Here is a 15,915-nt window from a genome sequence, read left to right as displayed (position 1 = left end):
CTACTCGACGACGACGACGTCGCCCGGCCGGAGCTGGAACGTCGCCCACCCACGCTCGCCGCGCGAGAGCGCGTCCCAGCGGAACCGGATGCGGACGGGCGCCGGGTTCCCGTCCGCCCAGTAGCCGCGGCGGAGGAGGTAGATCCGGTCCCGGTGCGCGTAGTCCCCGAGGCCGCCCGCCGCGGCGATCGCGTTCAGGATGCCGGCGCCGCGCTCGAGGTCGTAGATGCCCGGCCGGAAGACCTCGCCGACGATGGAGACCCGCATCGGCCGCGGCTCCACGACGGTCACGGTGACGACCGGGTTCACCACGTAGCTCTGCAGCTTCGTCCGTAGCCGGTTCGAGAGGTCGGCCGGGGTCACGCCCGCCGCGTCGACGTCCTGGAGGAAGGGCACCGAGATCTTCCCGTCCTCGCGGACGCGGATCCGCTCGGCGGACATGGTGTCCTGCTGCCAGACGCGCACCGAGACGACGTCGCCCTCCACGATCCGGTATTCACCGCCCGTCCGCGCCTGCTCGTCGGGCACCTCGCTGGCCCAGAGGTACTCGCGGTTGCGGCCGTGGCCGCACGCCAGCAGCACGAAACCGATGACGATCGGCGCGAGCCGGCGGAGGACGCCCTGCCTCGAGCGCGCGGACCGGCGCTCCGGCCGCCCGAGCGACGCGTGTCTTTCCATGAGTGCACGGGGCCTACGGCCCCCCCCCGGCCGGCTCTCCGCCGGCGTTGCCGTGCTGCGATGGGCGGCATGTTACCGCCGTGCGGTGCGGCCGACGCTCCGCGCCCTTTCTTGGGGCCCTCTCTCTCCTCTCCGGGTGAGCGTCTCCAGCGCATGTCCGCTCGGGCAGCGACGCTCCGCCGCGCCTTCACCCTTCGTGATCGTCGATCGAACACGCGCGGGCTCGGCCTTGAGGGCGTGCGTCAAGCGCTGTCGTGGCGTCGTGGGGCCCACCCGAACACACAAGGGCACGCGCCGGCCTCGGGAGCCGGTGCTACTTCGAGCCCATCACCGCGAGTTCCTCGGGGGGGGAACGGGACCATGACGAAGCATTCCGCACTTGCACGAAGCGCGGGTGCGCTGGTGTTCGATCTCGTGGCGCTCCTCCTCGCGCTGCCGCTCGCTCACCGTGCGTATGGCCTCGTGTTCCTCCCGACGACCCGGCTGCCGCCGCTCGACGAGCTGGGGCTCCCGCTCGCGGTCGCGCTCGTCCTCTGGGGCATCGCCGCCTCGCTCACGCGCGTGTACGAGCGGCCCGACGGGACGCTGGCCGGATCGGAGACCGCGCGCGTGCTGGTCTCCCTTGCGCTCGTCGGGCTCGCCGCGGCCGCCGTCGCGTTCTTCTCGAAGGACGCGCTCTCGCGCCTCCTCATCCTGCTGTTCCTCGCGTGCGCCGCCGTCGTGATGCTCGGCCACCGCGTCCTCGGACGGCTCGTCGCGCACGTCGCGCGCCGGAGGGGCCCCGGCGCCCGCCGCTACGCGGTGGTGGGGACGGGCGGGCTCGCTCGCGAGATCGTCGACACCATCGCCGCGCACCGGGAGTGGGGCTTCGCCCTCGCCGGCTTCGTCGAGCTCGACGAGGACGGCGCGCGGAGCCGCGGGCCGGTGCTCGGGAAGGTCTCGGAGCTCGGCGCGATCCTCGAGCGCGAGGTCCTCGATCGCGTGATCTTCGCGGTCCCCCGGGATCGCCTGTCGGCGCTCGAGGCCGCAATCGAGCAGTGCGAGCTGTTCGGGGTCGAGGCGCAGGTCTCGCTCGGCGTCTTCCGGCACGGCACGTCGCGCATGACGGTCGAGGATCTCGACGGCCTGCCGATGCTCGCCTTCAGCCGCACGCCCTCGGACACCGTCGCGCTCGCGGTCAAGCGCGCCTTCGACGTGGCGGTGAGCGCGACGGTCCTCCTGCTCCTCTCCCCGCTCCTCCTGGCGCTGGCCGTGGCCATCAAGCTCGACTCCCCCGGGCCCGTCTTCTTCCGGCAGCGCCGCGTCGGGCTGAACGGGCGCCTCTTCTCGATGGTGAAGTTCCGCAGCATGCACGTCGACGCCGAGGCGCGGCTCGAGGCGCTGCTCGCGCGGAACGAGATGTCCGGGCCGGTGTTCAAGATGAGGGACGATCCGCGGATCACGGGCGTCGGGCGGTTCATCCGCCGCGCCTCCCTCGACGAGCTGCCACAGTTCTGGAACGTGCTGAAGGGCGAGATGAGCGTCGTCGGGCCCAGGCCCCCGATCCCGGCGGAGGTTCGCCAGTACAAGCGGTGGCAGCGGCGGCGCCTCTCCGTGAAGCCGGGCATCACGTGCAGCTGGCAGGTGAGCGGCCGCAACGAGATCGACTTCGATCAGTGGATGGAGCTCGACCTGCAGTACATCGACGAGTGGTCGCTCTGGCGCGACGTGCAGATCTGCATCCAGACGATCCCGGCGGTGTTCACCTCCCGCGGCGCCCGCTGAGGCGGCGGCCCATCGCCCTCCTGCGCGCCCGTGGGGCCGCAGCTCGCCGGCGGCCGTCGGATGCCCGCATCCGATCGCCGCCGGACCTCGTCCGGACGCCCGGCCGTCCGCCCGCGTCTCCGCGCGGGGCGTCAGCAGGAGTTCCGCTCGTCACGCGCGCCGGGATCTGGCAAAGGGCTTGCGTCGCGGGGGACGGGCTCACCCGAGCCCTGCTCCACGCTCCAACCCCGAGGACAGCACTCATGACCGAGAAGACTCACCTCCGAGCCGCCGGGATCGGCCTCGCCGCCCTCCTCGCCGGCACCACGCTCGCGGCCGGCGCGCAGACGAAGGAGGCGGCGCCGAGGAAGACCGCGCCCGCTGCGAAGAAGGGCGCGAAGCCCGCGGAGAAGAAGGTGGCGCCGAAGCCCGCCATCACCGAGGACACCGAGGACCCGGCGATCTGGGGGCAGGAGTATCCCCTCGAGTACGAGACCTACCTCAAGACCGTCGACCAGGTCCGCACCAAGTACGGCGGCTCCGAGGCGCTCCCGCGCACGCCGGACGAGGCCGACCCCCGGTCGGTCGTCTCGCAGGAGAAGATCGAGGAGGATCCGCGGCTCAAGACGATGTGGGCCGGCTACGCGTTCAGCGTGGACTTCCGCGAGGAGCGCGGGCACGCGTACATGCTCGAGGACCAGACCTTCACGAAGCGGCAGGCCGTGGTGAAGCAGCCCGGGTCCTGCATGCAGTGCCACGCGTCGACGGTCATCCCGTACCGGAAGCTCGGCGACGGCGACCCGGTGGCCGGGTTCCACAAGATGAACGCGATGGCGTACATGGACGCGCGGAAGCTCGTCTCGCACCCGGTCGCGTGCATCGACTGCCACGATCCCGCGACGATGCAGCTCCGCGTCACCAAGCCCGGCTTCATGGAGGGCATCCGCGCCTGGAAGGAGTCGCAGGGCGTGAAGGACTACGACGTGAACAAGCAGGCGTCGCAGAAGGAGATGCGCGCGTTCGTCTGCGGGCAGTGCCACGTCGAGTACTACTTCAAGGGCAGCGACAAGCAGCTCACGTATCCCTGGGCGAACGGGATCCAGGTCGACCAGATCCAGGACTACTACGACCGGATCGCGTTCAAGGACTGGGTCCACAAGATCACCGGCGCGCCGGTGCTGAAGGCCCAGCACCCCGAGTTCGAGATGTGGAACCAGGGGATCCACGGCCGCTCGGGCGTCACCTGCGTCGACTGCCACATGCCGGAGATCACGTACAAGGGGCAGAAGATCACCGATCACCAGGTGAACAGCCCGCTCCTCAAGATCCAGGCGTCCTGCACGAGGTGCCACGCCGACGTGAAGCCGGACGAGCTCAAGGCGCGGGTCGAGCGGGAGCAGGACCGCTTCTTCGCCCTGCGGAACACGGCGATGGACTCGCTCATGCTCCTCATCTCCGATCTCGAGAAGGCGAAGGCCGGAGGGAAGACCGACGAGCAGCTCGTCACGCCGCGCTACCTCCAGCGCCGAGCCCAGTTCTACCTGGACTTCGTCGAGGCGGAGAACTCGACCGGCTTCCACGCGCCGCAGGAGGCCCTCCGGATCCTCGCGCAGTCCATCGACTACTCGCGCCAGGGCCAGCTCGCGATCCGGGACCCGAGCTTCAAGCCGACCGTCGCGGTGGTGTCCGTGCCGACCGCGGCGCCCGGACCCAACCAGTCGACCGCGCCGGCCGCGCCCGGCGCGCCCGCGCAGCCGCTCCACCCCGAGCCGCAGCCCGCCCCGGGCGCGCAGCCGAGGAGGTAGGCGCGGCGGTTGCGGTTGCGGTGCCCGTTGCCGTCACCGCGCCCGCTGCCGCCTCCCGCCTCCCGTGTCCCTGTCCCGTTCCCGTCGGGGACGGGACACGGGACACGGGATTCGGGTCACGTCGAGCGGAGACGGTGAACGGAAACGGAAACGGAAACGGAAACGGAAACGGTGCGCGTCACGGTGCGGTCGGATCCCAGACGCCGTGCACCTTCCCCACGGCCTGGGCGCCGCTCTTCCCGTGGCAGGAGGCGCACTGCTCCTTGCCCGCGGACGTGTACTGCGCCGCGTGGAACCGGGCGAACTCCGTGCCGTGGCAGCCGAGGCAGGCCGCCTGGACCGGCGGGGTCCTCGGCTCGGCGTCGGTGTGGACGAGGGTCGCGGCGTGCAGGATCGACGCGGTCTCGTTCGAGACGGTGGGCTGCGCGGTCGCCGGGACCGCCTCGACGCGGTACGTGCCCGGCGCGTGGCACCGGGTGCAGTCCGCGAGGTTCCCGGGGTAGAGCACCTCGTCGCGGAACTTGGCGCCGGTGGAGCCGTTGCCGGTGTACGCGAGGAAGGGCGCGAGCGCCGAGAGCTCCGCCGGGCCGGAGCGCCCGCCGGTGTGGACCCGGTGCATGTAGACCTTGAAGTGGTAGGTCCGCTCCTCGACGTTGTCGTTGGTGCCGTAGGACGTGGAGTTGAACGGCGGCGTCCACGTGAAGACCGTCGAGAGGTTCACGTTGCCGGTGGCGGGGTCCTTCGGCCGGCGGTTCCAGTCGGTGCGGTCGGCCGTGTGGCACATCACGCAGTACTGCACCTGGTGCCTGCCGCCGTGGAACACGAGCCGCTGGTGGCAGGCGTCGCAGCCCTCCTGCGCGATGACCATCCGGCGCGGCTCGGGCGTGCCGCCGGCCAGGTCGAAGTAGGCGATCGGGTTGTCCGCGAACTCGCTGATGGTCTCGCCGGTGTACGGCCACACGAGCGGCATCGTGAGCGACGAGGGGACGGCGTCCGTCGTGGCGGTCGCCGCCTTCGCGGCGTTGTACTGCTGGGGCGCCGCGGAGCGCCGCGCCTCCATGGCGACGGCCCAGGTGCCACTCGCCGTCGGCGGGACGTCGTTGGTGAAGGTGTACTCGAACACGCCGCCGGCGTCCGCGGCGAGGGCGACCGGGATGCACGCAGTCGGCCCGCCGGTCCGGCAGAGGGACTCGGACACCGGCGAGAACGCCGCGGGCGGAGTCCCGGAGTAGGCCAGCAGGTAGTCGGTGCTCGGGCCGGCCACGGTGATCGTGAGCGACGTGATCGCGCGCGGGATCGGGTGGTTCGCGTCGGATGCCGGGACCGGCGCGTTGAGCGGCGACACGGCGCCGGCGCGGTCGGTCACCTTGAACCGGACCCGCGGCTGCCCCCCGGGGCGGAGCCCGTCGACCACGCTGCCGTCGATCATGACGCTCTTCACCGAGACGATCTCGAGGACCGGGATGTCGAGCTTCGACGTCGTCTGCGGGACGGCGTGCGCGGTGTCGATGGGCACGTACGGCGTGGCGCCGCTGGCGAGATGGCACTTGCCGCAGTCCGCGTCCGTCGCCTGCGGGCCGCCCGGGTGGGCGAGGTGCGTGGCGTCCGGGGCGTCGGTCCCGAACCAGACGTCGGGGTGGCAGCCCTGGCAGCTCCGCCGCGAGATCTCCGTCCTCACCGCAGACTCCTGCCTCGCCCCGGCGTGGCACGCCTCGCAGCTCCGGTAATCGCGCGGGAAGGCGACGCCGAGCAGGACCGTGCGCGCCGGCTGCGCGTTGTCGGCGCGGACCGTGACGTGCCCGAAGGTGCGCTTCTTGCCCTGCTCGCCGACGACCGAGAACTCGGGCAGCGGCGTGACCGTCGTCGCCGCCACGTTGCGGTTGGTCGCGAACGGCGCCGCGATCGCGGTGGGCGGCGGGTCGAGGGGCACCGCGGGGCCGGACCTGCTCGCGAGAAAGAGGGTCGGGAGGTTCCGCCCGCGGTGGATGCGGTGGACGAGGCGCCCGAACTCGAGCGGGTTCGGGTTCGTGGCCTTCGTCGCGCCGGCGCCGGCCATCGCCGCCGGGTCCATGGTGTCCGGGTCGGCGTGCTGGAAGGTGTGGCAGGTGACGCAGAGGTCCGGGCCGACGCGGACGCCGCCGTGCCCCTTCACCGCCCCGTGGCACTGGTTGCAGTTCTTCGCGAGCACGAGCTCGCGCGACTGGATCGGTCCGCCGTCCGGCCGGAAATCGAACGTCGCGCTCGTGAGGGAGGTGCCCGGGACGCCCGCGAGGAAAACGCCGAGGCGGACGGTGGTCCCGGGGTCGATGGGCGCGACGGTCTTTCCGAACACGTAGGTGAACGTGCCGTCGCCGTGGTCCATGAGCTGCCCGCCCGCGTCCACCCCGGGCTGCTGCACGTTCGTGAGCACGCCGGGGCACGGCGCGAGGGGATCCGTGCAGGTTGCGTCCGACCCGGGGCCCGCGACGGGGAGCGTCGCGATCGTCTGCGCGCCGGTGAAGAGCAGGTTCTTCCAGGCGGGGACGCCGGTCACCGGCTCCACGTCGAGCACCGCGATCGTCCAGCTCGGCTGGAGCTGCGCCGCCGCACCGGTGATCGGGCTCCCGTCCTTCGACAGGGAGAAGTTCACGAAGACCTGGCGAGGCTCCGCGCCGCTGCCGTTCAGGGAGGCGCCGGTGATCGTCACGCCGTAGCCCACGGGCGGCGGCGCGGTCCCGGCGGCCCCGCCGATGCGCGGCGGTTCCTGCTTGCAGGCGAGAGCGGCCGCGAGGCACAGCCCGGCAGCGAGACGCGGAGTGGAACCGAAGCGCATCGAACCCTCCTGCGCGCACCCCCGGTCTGCGTCGCCGCCGCGCCCGGGAGGCGCAGCGCGGGCAGATCGACGCGCGCGACGGTCCGCAGCTTGCCACGACCCGGCCGGGAACAGGTACTCGGAGGTCGCCCCGCGAACGTGGCACCTGTGCGGCAACCTGACCCATGGGTCCGGGTGGGGGAAATCCCCCATCCCACGGCACATTGACAGAATTGACACCCACACGGGATTACCGCCTACGATGCGCAGAACGCCACGCCGCGAACAGCCGAACCGCGTCGGGGCGTGGGAGGTCGGGGCCATGCGCATCGGCGGCACCATGCCGTCCGGTCATTCACTGAACGGCAAACGTGCGGTCGCGGCCCAGCGCGCGACACCCGTTGCGGTCGCGCTGCTCGCGGCGGTCGCCGCGCTGTCGATCGCCGCGTGCGAGCCGCAGCGCAAGGTCGGCGCGCTGAACGACGCCGGCACGGCGCAGGCGAAGTCCTTCTCGTCGATCGCCCAGGACATCCTCGTCCCGCGCTGCGCCACGTCCGCCTGCCACTCCGGGAGCCCGCCGCCGGCCGAGCCGACCCTCGACGCGGATCTCGCGTGGAGCGCCCTCGTCGGCGTCCCGTCGCAGCAAGCCTCCGGAACCCAGCTCGTGGAGCCGTTCGCGCCGGAGCGGAGCTACCTCGTGATGAAGCTCCGCGGGACCGCCGGCAGCGCGGGCGGGATCGCGACCGTGATGCCCATCGGCGAGGCGGCCCTCGACGAGGCCGACATCGCCGCGATCGAAGCGTGGATCGCCAACGGAGCGCCGAATGACTGAGATCCGCATCCGCCTCGCCGTCGCCGCGCTGCTGGCCGTCGCCGCGGCGCCGGCGGCGCGTGCGAAGGACAGCAACGTCCAGGTTTCAGGCTCCGTGTACGTGGACTACTGGGGCATCCCGGACCAGACCGCCCGCACGCGCGCCCCCGACGGCATCGGCCCGGAGGCCTCGCTCAAGGTCGGCGTCGACATCCACGACGATCTCTCGTTCTCCGCCAAGGCCTGCGCGACCTGCCACGGCTTCGAGCTCGAGCACGCTTACCTCGACTGGCAGCCGAAGTCCTGGTTCAACGTCCAGTTCGGCCGGATCCCGGTGCCGTTCGGCGAGTACGCGCAGCGCGTGGATCCGTCGGGCCACCGCACCGCGTCCGCGCCGCTCATCTACGACATGGGCCGCATGGCGTATGGCGAGCGGACGGCGATGAACCTCGGCGTGATCCCGCAGCCGTACACGGACACGGGCGCCCTCCTCTACGGCGTCGCCTGGCTCGGCTCGAAGCTCCAGGTCTGGTACGGCGCGTACGCCGTCGCCGGCCTCAAGGGCTCGAACGACCTCGACTGGATGGCGATGCGCGCGTCGCCCTACACCGACAACAACAACGAGCCCGCCGGCGGCGGCCGCATGGCGGTCACCTACGCCTCGGATGGCGACAGCTTCATCGGCGACATCTCCCTCGGCGGCTCCTTCACCGCCGGCCGGTACGACAAGGCCGCGAAGCTCGCCTACGTGATGTGGGGCGCCGACGCGACGATGAAGCTCGGCCCGTTCACGATGCGGGGCGAGTACGCGACGCGGCGGACCGACCTCGATCCGAACGCGACCTACCGCTACGACATGATCGACGACTGGTTCGACAAGCAGGGCTGGTACGCCGAGCTCGAGCACCCGCTCGGCGGCCACCTGAACGTCGTCTACCGGTACGACGAGCTGCGCCGGAACGGCATGCCGCTGCCGGGCTCGAGCGCTCAGCTCTCGACGGACAGCCGGATCGTCCGGTACACCGGCGGCCTGATGATCACGCCCGCCCAGGCGGTCTACATCAAGGCGTCGTGGGAGTACTGGCAGCCCACGGACTTCGGCGCCTTCCAGTCGTGGCACGTAGGGTTCGGAGGGGCCTTCTGATGAACGTCATCGCCATGGCCGGCGCGGCCGCCGCGCTCGCCGGTCTCCTGCTCACGGGGAACGGGGAGAAGGCGCCCCCGGATCCGCGCGACAACGGTCCGGACCGGATCGACGTCGCGTCCTATCCGGGCGAGCAGCAGAAGAACTACGGCGTCTACGCCGCCAAGTGCGTGAAGTGCCACCCGCTCGCGCGGTCGGTGAACGCGCACTACAGCGCCGGCGACTGGAAGCGCTACCTGAAGCGCATGATCCGGCGACCGAACTCCGGCATCAACGAGGAGCAGGCGGCGCAGATCTACGATTTCCTGAAGTACCACGCGAACAAGCAGGGTTACTGAGGTCTCTCCGCCGATGCTCGCCGCGATCGCCGAGCGTGCACGCACCTCGCTCCGGGTGCGTCTGCTCCTCGCCTCGGTCGCGCTCCTCGCGATCGCGCTCGCCACGGCCGCGTTCGCGTTCGAGCGCGCCGCGCGGTCGGTGATCGTCGAGGCGGTGCACTCGCACCTCGCCGGCCGCGTCACCGAGGTGCACGAGGCCGTGCGCCGGTACCTTCGCGAGCGCGCGGTGTCGGTCCGCAACTGGGCCGAGGCCGAGGCGATGCAGATGAGCATCGACTCGGGCGACCCGAAGTTCGCCGAGGACTACCTGCGGCGCGTCATCCAGGATCAGGAGGGCGCCATCACCGCCGCGGCGCTCCTCGGCACCGACGGGGCGATCACCGCCGCCGTCCGCTCCGCGCAAGGCGAGAAGCGCGGCACCGCCCTCCCCCAGGCGCGCGGCAAGAAGGTGGTCCTGCCCGCCCTGAAGACCGCCGAGAAGGGTGAGCTCGTGGCCGAGGTCGGGCAGCTCACGGACCTCGTGCCCGGCGTGGAGAACGCGAGCGTCCTCTTCCTGGTGGCGCCGGTGAAGGACTTCGCGGGCGACCTGTGCGGCTTCGTCGTCGCCGCGGTGCCGCCGCAGTCGCTCTCGGTCCTGCTCGCGGACGTCACCGGCAAGGACGGCGGCTACCGCCCGGTGATCGCCGATCCCGAGCGGAAGCTCATGGTGTCGGTCCCCGGCGTGGACGAGGCGTCGATGCGGCCGGTCCTCGACCTGCCGGCCGGCGAGCCGGGCAGCCTCGAGCACCTGTCGCCCAGGGGCAGCGCGGCGGTCCTCGCCGTCCGCACGAAGCCGGCCACCGAGGTGCCCCGCTTCAGCGCGCTCATGCTCCTCGACGAGAGCGCCGCGTACGGCCGCCTCTACTGGCTGCGCGGCATCCTCGGCGTGCTCTTCGGCGGCGTGCTCGTCGGCGCGGGCGTGGCGAGCGTCGTCGCGCTCCGGCAGGCGTCCCGTCCCCTCACCGACGTCGCCGCGTCGATGTCCCTCGTCGCGGGCGGCGACCTCTCGACGCGCGTCCGCGAGAAGTACACGGACGAGCTCGGCGAGCTGGTCCAGTCCTTCAACACGATGGTGACGGAGGTCGAGAAGTCGCGCGACCAGCTGCAGCGGACGGAGGCGCTCCGCAAGGAAGTGCAGATCGCCCACCAGATCCAGACCGCGATCCTGCCGGTCAGCCCCGCGGTGAAGGGGTTCGAGGTCGCGGCGCGCATGAAGCCCGCCGACGACGTGGGCGGCGACCTCTACGACATCCTCGCGTTCGAGGACACCTTCTGGGTGCTCGTGGGCGACGTCTCCGGGCACGGCATCAACTCCGGGCTCGTGATGATGATGGCCCAGGCCGCGGCGTACGGGGCCATCGCCGACAACCCGAAGTGCTCGCCGAAGGACGTCATCTCCGCGGTGAACCGGGTCGTGCACGAGAACGTCCGCAAGCGGATGAAGCGCGACGACTACCTGACCCTCATGGCCGCCCGGTACATGGGGAACGGCAAGTTCGTCGCGGCGGGCGCGCACCAGCCCATCTTCATCACCCGCGGCGGCGGGTTCATCGAGGTGGTCGAGTCCGTGGGGCCGTGGGTCGGCCTCAGCCCCGATCCGGTCGGGGTCGAGGAGTACGAGTTCAAGGTCGCGCCCGGCGAGAGCATCTGCCTCATCACCGACGGCATCATCGAGGCGACCGACAAGCGGGGGGAGCTGTTCGATCAGGAGCGACTCACGGGGCTGCTCGGCGCCGTGGGGAACGCTTCGGCCCCGGAGGTGCTCCGGGTGCTCTTCTCCGCCGTGGAGGTGTTCGCGGCGCACCAGGCGGACGACATGACGGCCGTCGTCCTGAGGCGAAAGCATGACTGAGGCGAAACAAGGCAAGCAGCCCATCTACCTCACGATGCGGATGAAGCCGCCGTGGGTCTTCATCGACGAGCTCCGCCGCTTCGTCGAGTCGTTCTGCGCGTGCGCGTGCCCCGGCTGCGATCGCGAGGCGCAGATGGCGCTGGCGGTGCACGAGCTCATGCAGAACGCCGTCCCGCACTCGCACGGCGAGGAGGTCGAGCTCACGCTCGAGGTCGAGCCGGAGGTCGACCGCGTCGCGGTCTCCGTCTCGAACGCCTGCACGGACGCCGAGTTCAACGCTCTCGCGGAGCGGATCCAGAAGATGAACCGCGAGCCGGACGCGCTCCAGCATTACCTCCGGGCGATGAAGGACACGCCGGTGCACACGCGCGGCGGCCTCGGCCTCGCCCGGATCCGCTTCGAGGCACAGCTCGACCTCTCGGTCTCCCGATCCTGGGGTCGTCTCACCGTACACGCGTTCGGGAAGCTGAACGTCCCCACGCTCCAGATCCCCGGAGGACTCCGATGAGCACCGCCCAGCCCGGGAGCCGCAGCGCTCCCTTCCAGATCGCCGAGGAGAAGTACTCGGCGAGCGTCGTCGCCGATGCCCAGGGGACGCGCGTCGTGTTCCGCGGCACCATCAGCACGCCGAACCCCGCGGTCGTGATCAACCCCTTCGTCGACGCGATCCACGACGAGCTCGTGAAGAGCGGCGCGAAGGAGGTCTACATCGACTTCCGCGACCTCGAGTTCTGCAACTCGTCCGGGTTCAAGTCGTTCATCCACTGGATCCAGAAGCTCCAGGAGCTGCCCGAGGCGCAGCGGTACGGGCTCAGGTTCATGTCGAACGCCGCCCGCAAGTGGCAGCGGACGAGCCTCCTCGCCCTGTCCTGCTACGGGGTGAACTCCGTCACGATCCAGTAGAGCGCCGGCGCCGCCCTGCGGGGGGAGGCGCGAGCGCCGGGAAGGGACGCCGCGGCGCGACCGCGGCCTCCCGACCCCCACCACCGTCGGGCTCAGAACCGGGATCGGACCTCGTGATCCGATCCCGGCGTCCGCGCGTCCGAAACCGGCCGCCCGCGCGCCGGGTCGGCCCCGTCGCCGCTGGCATTTTCGATGGGTGCAGGCTGGCAAGGCGCTTGCCTAGGGGGCTCCGTCCGGAGAACCCCCGACCGGGCGCGCCTCCCGTTCCGGGCGGCGGTGGCAGCATGGCCGGCCGCACCCACGTCGGGAAGACACCAGCGAAGCGTCGGCCCAACCCGAATCGGACGTCACCGGAGGTCGAATGTCCCGAAGGATCCTCTCCGTCGCCGCCGCCCTGGCCCTCGCCCTGGCGGCGGACGCCGCCGACGCGCAGGCGAAGAAGCCCGCCCCCCCGCCCGCTAAGGCGGCGGGCCCGGGCCAGGCGTGCATCGACTGCCACGAGCAGACGAGCCCGAGCATCGTGTCCGACTGGCGGCTCTCGCGACACTCCGCGATGGACGTCGACTGCATCAGCTGCCACGGCGACGGCCACAGGACGAAGGACGACTTCGCCAAGGCGAAGCTCCCCACGCCCGACACCTGCGCGCAGTGCCACGAGGCCCAGGTCGCCCAGTTCAAGCGCGGCAAGCACGCCTGGTCGTGGGCCGCGGTGAAGGCGATGCCGACGTTCCATTACCAGCCGGTCGCGATCCGCGAGGGCCTGAAGGGCTGCGGCGGCTGCCACAAGCTCGGCCTCAAGAGCGAGCAGGAGACGAAGGAGCTGCGCGAGACGTCCGGCGGCTACGGCGTCGCCTCCTGCGACGCGTGCCACACGCGCCACCTGTTCTCGAAGGCGGAGGCCCGGCGCCCCGAGGCCTGCCAGACCTGCCACATGGGCTTCGATCACCCGCAGTGGGAGATGTACAGCGGGTCGAAGCACGGCGTCCGGAACGCGCTCAAGAGCCAGAAGGCCATCCCGGAGACGAGCGCGGCGCCCACGTGCCAGACCTGCCACATGCAGGAGGGCAACCACGAGGTCCGCACCGCGTGGGGCTTCCTCGCCGTCCGGCTCCCGATGCCGGAAGGTGACCCGCAGTGGACGGCCGACCGGGCGACGATCCTCCAGGGCCTCGGGGTGCTCGATCCGCAGGGCAAGCCCACGGGCCGGCTCGAGGTGGTGAAGGCCGCCGACGTCGCGCGCCTCACGCAGGAGGCGTTCGACGCCGAGCGGACCAAGATGGTGAAGACCTGCACGCAGTGCCACTCGCAGGGGTTCGCCCGCAAGCAGCTCGAGCAGAGCGACGGCCTCATCCGCGACGCCGACCACCTGATGGCGGAGGCGATCCGGACGGTCGCCGGCCTCTACCAGGACGGCGTGCTCGCGAAGCCGAAGGAGTACGCGTACCCCTTCCCGGACCTGCTCACGTTCCACGACGCGCCGACGCCCGTCGAGCAGACGCTGTTCGTCATGTTCCTCGAGCACCGGATGCGCGCGTTCCAGGGCGCGTTCCACGCGAACCCGGACTACGCGAACTGGTACGGCTGGAGCGAGATGCGCCGCGATCTCGTGGAGATCAAGGCGATGGCCGAGGACATGCGGCGGGTCGCGAAGGTGAAGCCCGGCGCGCCGGCGAAGAAGCCGGCGCCGAAGAAGTAGGCGCGGGCAGCGCCCGGATTCCCGAAGGCCCCCTCTCCGCGGCGGAGAGGGGGCCTCCCGTCCCGGCGCGCGCCGGACGAGCTACCGGCGCAGCTCGGGGAGGAAGCTCGTCCCGACCTCCACGGGGACGCCGAAGTAGTCGGCGACCGTCGCGCCGAGGTCCGCGAACGAGCCGCGCGTCCCGAGGCTTCCGCCGCCGCCGTCCGCCGCGTGCACCACGAGCGGCACGTACTCGCGCGAGTGGTCCGTGGAGGGCGTCGTCGGATCGCAGCCGTGGTCGGCGGTGAGCGCGAGCAGCTCTCCCGGCCGGAGCTTGCCGACGAGGCGCGGCAGCGCCCGGTCCAGCTCCTCGAGCGCGCGGGCGTAGCCGACCGGATCGTTCCGGTGCCCGTACAGCATGTCGAAGTCGACGAGGTTCACGAACACGAGCCCGTGGTCCACGCGCTCGAGGAGCGCCTCCGTCTTCGCGAGCCCGTCGGCGTTCCCCTCCGTGTGGATCTCCTCGGTGATCCCCTTCCGGTCGAAGATGTCCGGGATCTTGCCCACGCCGATCACCGGAACGCGCGCGTCGACGAGCTTCTCGAGCACGGTCCGGCCCGGCGTCGCGATGGAGAAGTCCTTCCGGTGGTAGGTCCGGACGTACTTCCCGGGCGCGCCCACGAACGGCCGCGCGATGACGCGGGCGACCCTGAACCGATCCAGGAGGCGCCGGGCGGTGTGGCACCAGGCGTAGAGCGTCTCCAGCGGGACCGTCTCCTCGTGCGCCGCGATCTGGAACACCGAGTCCGCCGACGTGTAGACGATCGGCTTCCCCGTCCGCTGGTGCTCCTCGCCGAGGCGCTGGATGATCTCCGTGCCGCTCGCGGCGACGTTCCCGAGCACGCCGGGGACGCCCGTCTCGCGGACGAACGGCTCCACGATCTCCGGCGGGAAGCCTCGCGGGAACGTCGCGAGGCCCTCCTGGAGGACGATCCCCATCATCTCCCAGTGGCCGGTGATGGTGTCCTTGCCCTGCGACCGCTCCGCCATGCGCCCGTGGAAGGCGGCGGGCCGCGGGTCGGGGGGCACGCCTTGGATGGCGGTGACGTGGCCGAGGCCCATCCGGCCGAGCGTCGGCAGCGCGAGCCCGCCGACGGCGCGGCTCGTGTTGCCGATCGTGTCCGAGCCCTCGTCCCCGTACGCGCGGGCGTCCGGGAGCGCGCCGCAGCCGGCGCTGTCGGCGACGAGGATGACGAAGCGGCGGCGGTCCATGGTGTCACTCCTTAACCGCGGGGAGGGGGCCCCGCGCAGCGGGGGAGGGGCGCGCGCGGGGACCTCGTGCGCCGTCGCGAAGCGAAGCGCGGGAGGTCACGGGCCCGCGGAGCAGGGGTGGGCCCCCGACGGAACTGCCGACGGGGCGGGGCAGCACGTCCCGTTCAAAAGTCGCCGGTCACGATGGCGACGGAAGCCGACGACCCGATGCGGCTCGCCCCCGCCCGGACGAGCGCGAGCGCGTCCGCCGCGGTCTTCACGCCGCCCGAAGCCTTGACCCCCATCTCCTCGCCGACGACCGCGCGGAGGAGCGCCACGTCGTCCACCGTCGCCCCGCCGCCGCCGAACCCGGTGGAGGTCTTCACGTACGCGGCGCCGGCGCACCGCGCCAGCGCCGCCGCGACCACCTTCTGCTCGCGCCCGAGCCGGGCGGTCTCGAGGATGACCTTCACGGGCACCGGGACGGCCTTCACGACCGCGCGGAGGTCGTCGAGCACCTCCTCGTGGCGGCCCGCGAGCAGCGCCGTCAGCCGGATGACGAGATCGATCTCCTCGGCGCCGCTCCGCACCGCCTCGAAGGCCTCGAGGACGCGCGCGCCGGTGGCCGCCTCGCCGCGCGGGAAGTCGACCACCGCGATGGGCAGCACCTTCGTGCCCGCGAGGAGCCGTCGGGCTTCCGCGACGGCGTTCCGGTGGACGCAGACGGCGGCGAAGCCGTGGGTCCGTGCCTCGGCGCAGACGCGCTCCAGGTCCTCGCGCGTCGCGCCTGGCGCGAGCAAGGTGTGGTCGATGAGCGGCGCGAGATCGCGCGGGACGCGGATCGCGCCTTCGGGAACCGTGGGCATGACGCCGGATGCTACCGCG

The 15,915-nt window shown here is 71.8% G+C and carries 13 protein-coding genes; 9 read left to right on the top strand and 4 right to left on the bottom strand.

Annotated elements, in window-relative coordinates:
* The gene (locus AMOR_RS18160) at window positions 1-678 is read right to left on the bottom strand and encodes a polysaccharide biosynthesis/export family protein (protein ID WP_248353043.1); all 678 of its coding nucleotides are present in this window, start codon (window positions 676-678) and stop codon (window positions 1-3) included.
* Window positions 679-1,038: 360 nt separating this feature from the next.
* Between AMOR_RS18160 and AMOR_RS18155 the strand changes: the two genes are divergently transcribed.
* Both AMOR_RS18155 and AMOR_RS18150 read left to right on the top strand, forming a co-directional pair.
* Window positions 1,039-2,442, top strand: a complete 1,404-nt coding sequence (locus tag AMOR_RS18155) for a sugar transferase (RefSeq protein ID WP_248353042.1) — start codon at window positions 1,039-1,041, stop codon at window positions 2,440-2,442.
* Between the two features lie 242 nt (window positions 2,443-2,684).
* Window positions 2,685-4,226 carry an ammonia-forming cytochrome c nitrite reductase subunit c552 gene (locus AMOR_RS18150; RefSeq protein WP_248353041.1) on the top strand — a complete coding sequence of 514 codons (1,542 nt, stop codon included), beginning with the start codon at window positions 2,685-2,687 and terminating at the stop codon, window positions 4,224-4,226.
* 178 nt (window positions 4,227-4,404) lie between these two features.
* Here AMOR_RS18150 and AMOR_RS18145 read toward each other — a convergent pair whose 3' ends face one another.
* Window positions 4,405-7,038: a multiheme c-type cytochrome gene (locus tag AMOR_RS18145; protein ID WP_248353040.1), complete on the bottom strand. Its 2,634-nt coding sequence runs from the start codon at window positions 7,036-7,038 to the stop codon at window positions 4,405-4,407.
* A 301-nt stretch (window positions 7,039-7,339) separates the two neighbouring features.
* Between AMOR_RS18145 and AMOR_RS18140 the strand changes: the two genes are divergently transcribed.
* The 7 genes from AMOR_RS18140 (at window position 7,340) to AMOR_RS18110 (ending at window position 13,800) form a co-directional block, all read left to right on the top strand.
* Complete coding sequence (locus AMOR_RS18140) at window positions 7,340-7,849, top strand: hypothetical protein (protein ID WP_248353039.1); 510 nt, start codon at window positions 7,340-7,342, stop codon at window positions 7,847-7,849.
* Entirely contained in the window at window positions 7,842-8,972 is a 1,131-nt protein-coding gene (locus AMOR_RS18135; RefSeq protein WP_248353038.1) for a porin family protein, read from the top strand. The genes AMOR_RS18140 and AMOR_RS18135 overlap by 8 nt, the downstream gene beginning before the upstream one ends.
* A complete protein-coding gene (locus tag AMOR_RS18130; RefSeq protein ID WP_248353037.1) occupies window positions 8,972-9,310 on the top strand; it encodes a hypothetical protein in 339 nt (112 codons plus the stop codon). The genes AMOR_RS18135 and AMOR_RS18130 overlap by 1 nt, the downstream gene beginning before the upstream one ends.
* A gap of 13 nt (window positions 9,311-9,323) precedes the next feature.
* The gene (locus tag AMOR_RS18125) at window positions 9,324-11,201 is read left to right on the top strand and encodes a SpoIIE family protein phosphatase (protein WP_248353036.1); all 1,878 of its coding nucleotides are present in this window, start codon (window positions 9,324-9,326) and stop codon (window positions 11,199-11,201) included.
* Complete coding sequence (locus AMOR_RS18120; protein ID WP_248353035.1) at window positions 11,194-11,709, top strand: ATP-binding protein; 516 nt, start codon at window positions 11,194-11,196, stop codon at window positions 11,707-11,709. The genes AMOR_RS18125 and AMOR_RS18120 overlap by 8 nt, the downstream gene beginning before the upstream one ends.
* Complete coding sequence (locus tag AMOR_RS18115; protein WP_248353034.1) at window positions 11,706-12,104, top strand: STAS domain-containing protein; 399 nt, start codon at window positions 11,706-11,708, stop codon at window positions 12,102-12,104. The genes AMOR_RS18120 and AMOR_RS18115 overlap by 4 nt, the downstream gene beginning before the upstream one ends.
* 361 nt (window positions 12,105-12,465) lie before the next feature.
* Window positions 12,466-13,800: a multiheme c-type cytochrome gene (locus AMOR_RS18110; RefSeq protein WP_248353033.1), complete on the top strand. Its 1,335-nt coding sequence runs from the start codon at window positions 12,466-12,468 to the stop codon at window positions 13,798-13,800.
* An 81-nt stretch (window positions 13,801-13,881) separates the two neighbouring features.
* On the opposite strand, the gene AMOR_RS18105 is transcribed toward AMOR_RS18110, so the two are convergent.
* Together AMOR_RS18105 and deoC are read right to left on the bottom strand one after the other, a co-directional pair.
* Window positions 13,882-15,051 carry a phosphopentomutase gene (locus AMOR_RS18105; RefSeq protein ID WP_248353032.1) on the bottom strand — a complete coding sequence of 390 codons (1,170 nt, stop codon included), beginning with the start codon at window positions 15,049-15,051 and terminating at the stop codon, window positions 13,882-13,884.
* Window positions 15,052-15,215: 164 nt separating this feature from the next.
* A complete protein-coding gene (gene deoC / locus AMOR_RS18100; RefSeq protein WP_248353031.1) occupies window positions 15,216-15,896 on the bottom strand; it encodes a deoxyribose-phosphate aldolase in 681 nt (226 codons plus the stop codon).
* Window positions 15,897-15,915 lie beyond the last annotated feature (19 nt).

The sequence above is a fragment of the Anaeromyxobacter oryzae genome, from assembly GCF_023169945.1.
GTDB classification, from domain to species: domain Bacteria; phylum Myxococcota; class Myxococcia; order Myxococcales; family Anaeromyxobacteraceae; genus Anaeromyxobacter; species Anaeromyxobacter oryzae.
This window is presented reverse-complemented; position numbering and strand designations above follow the sequence as displayed.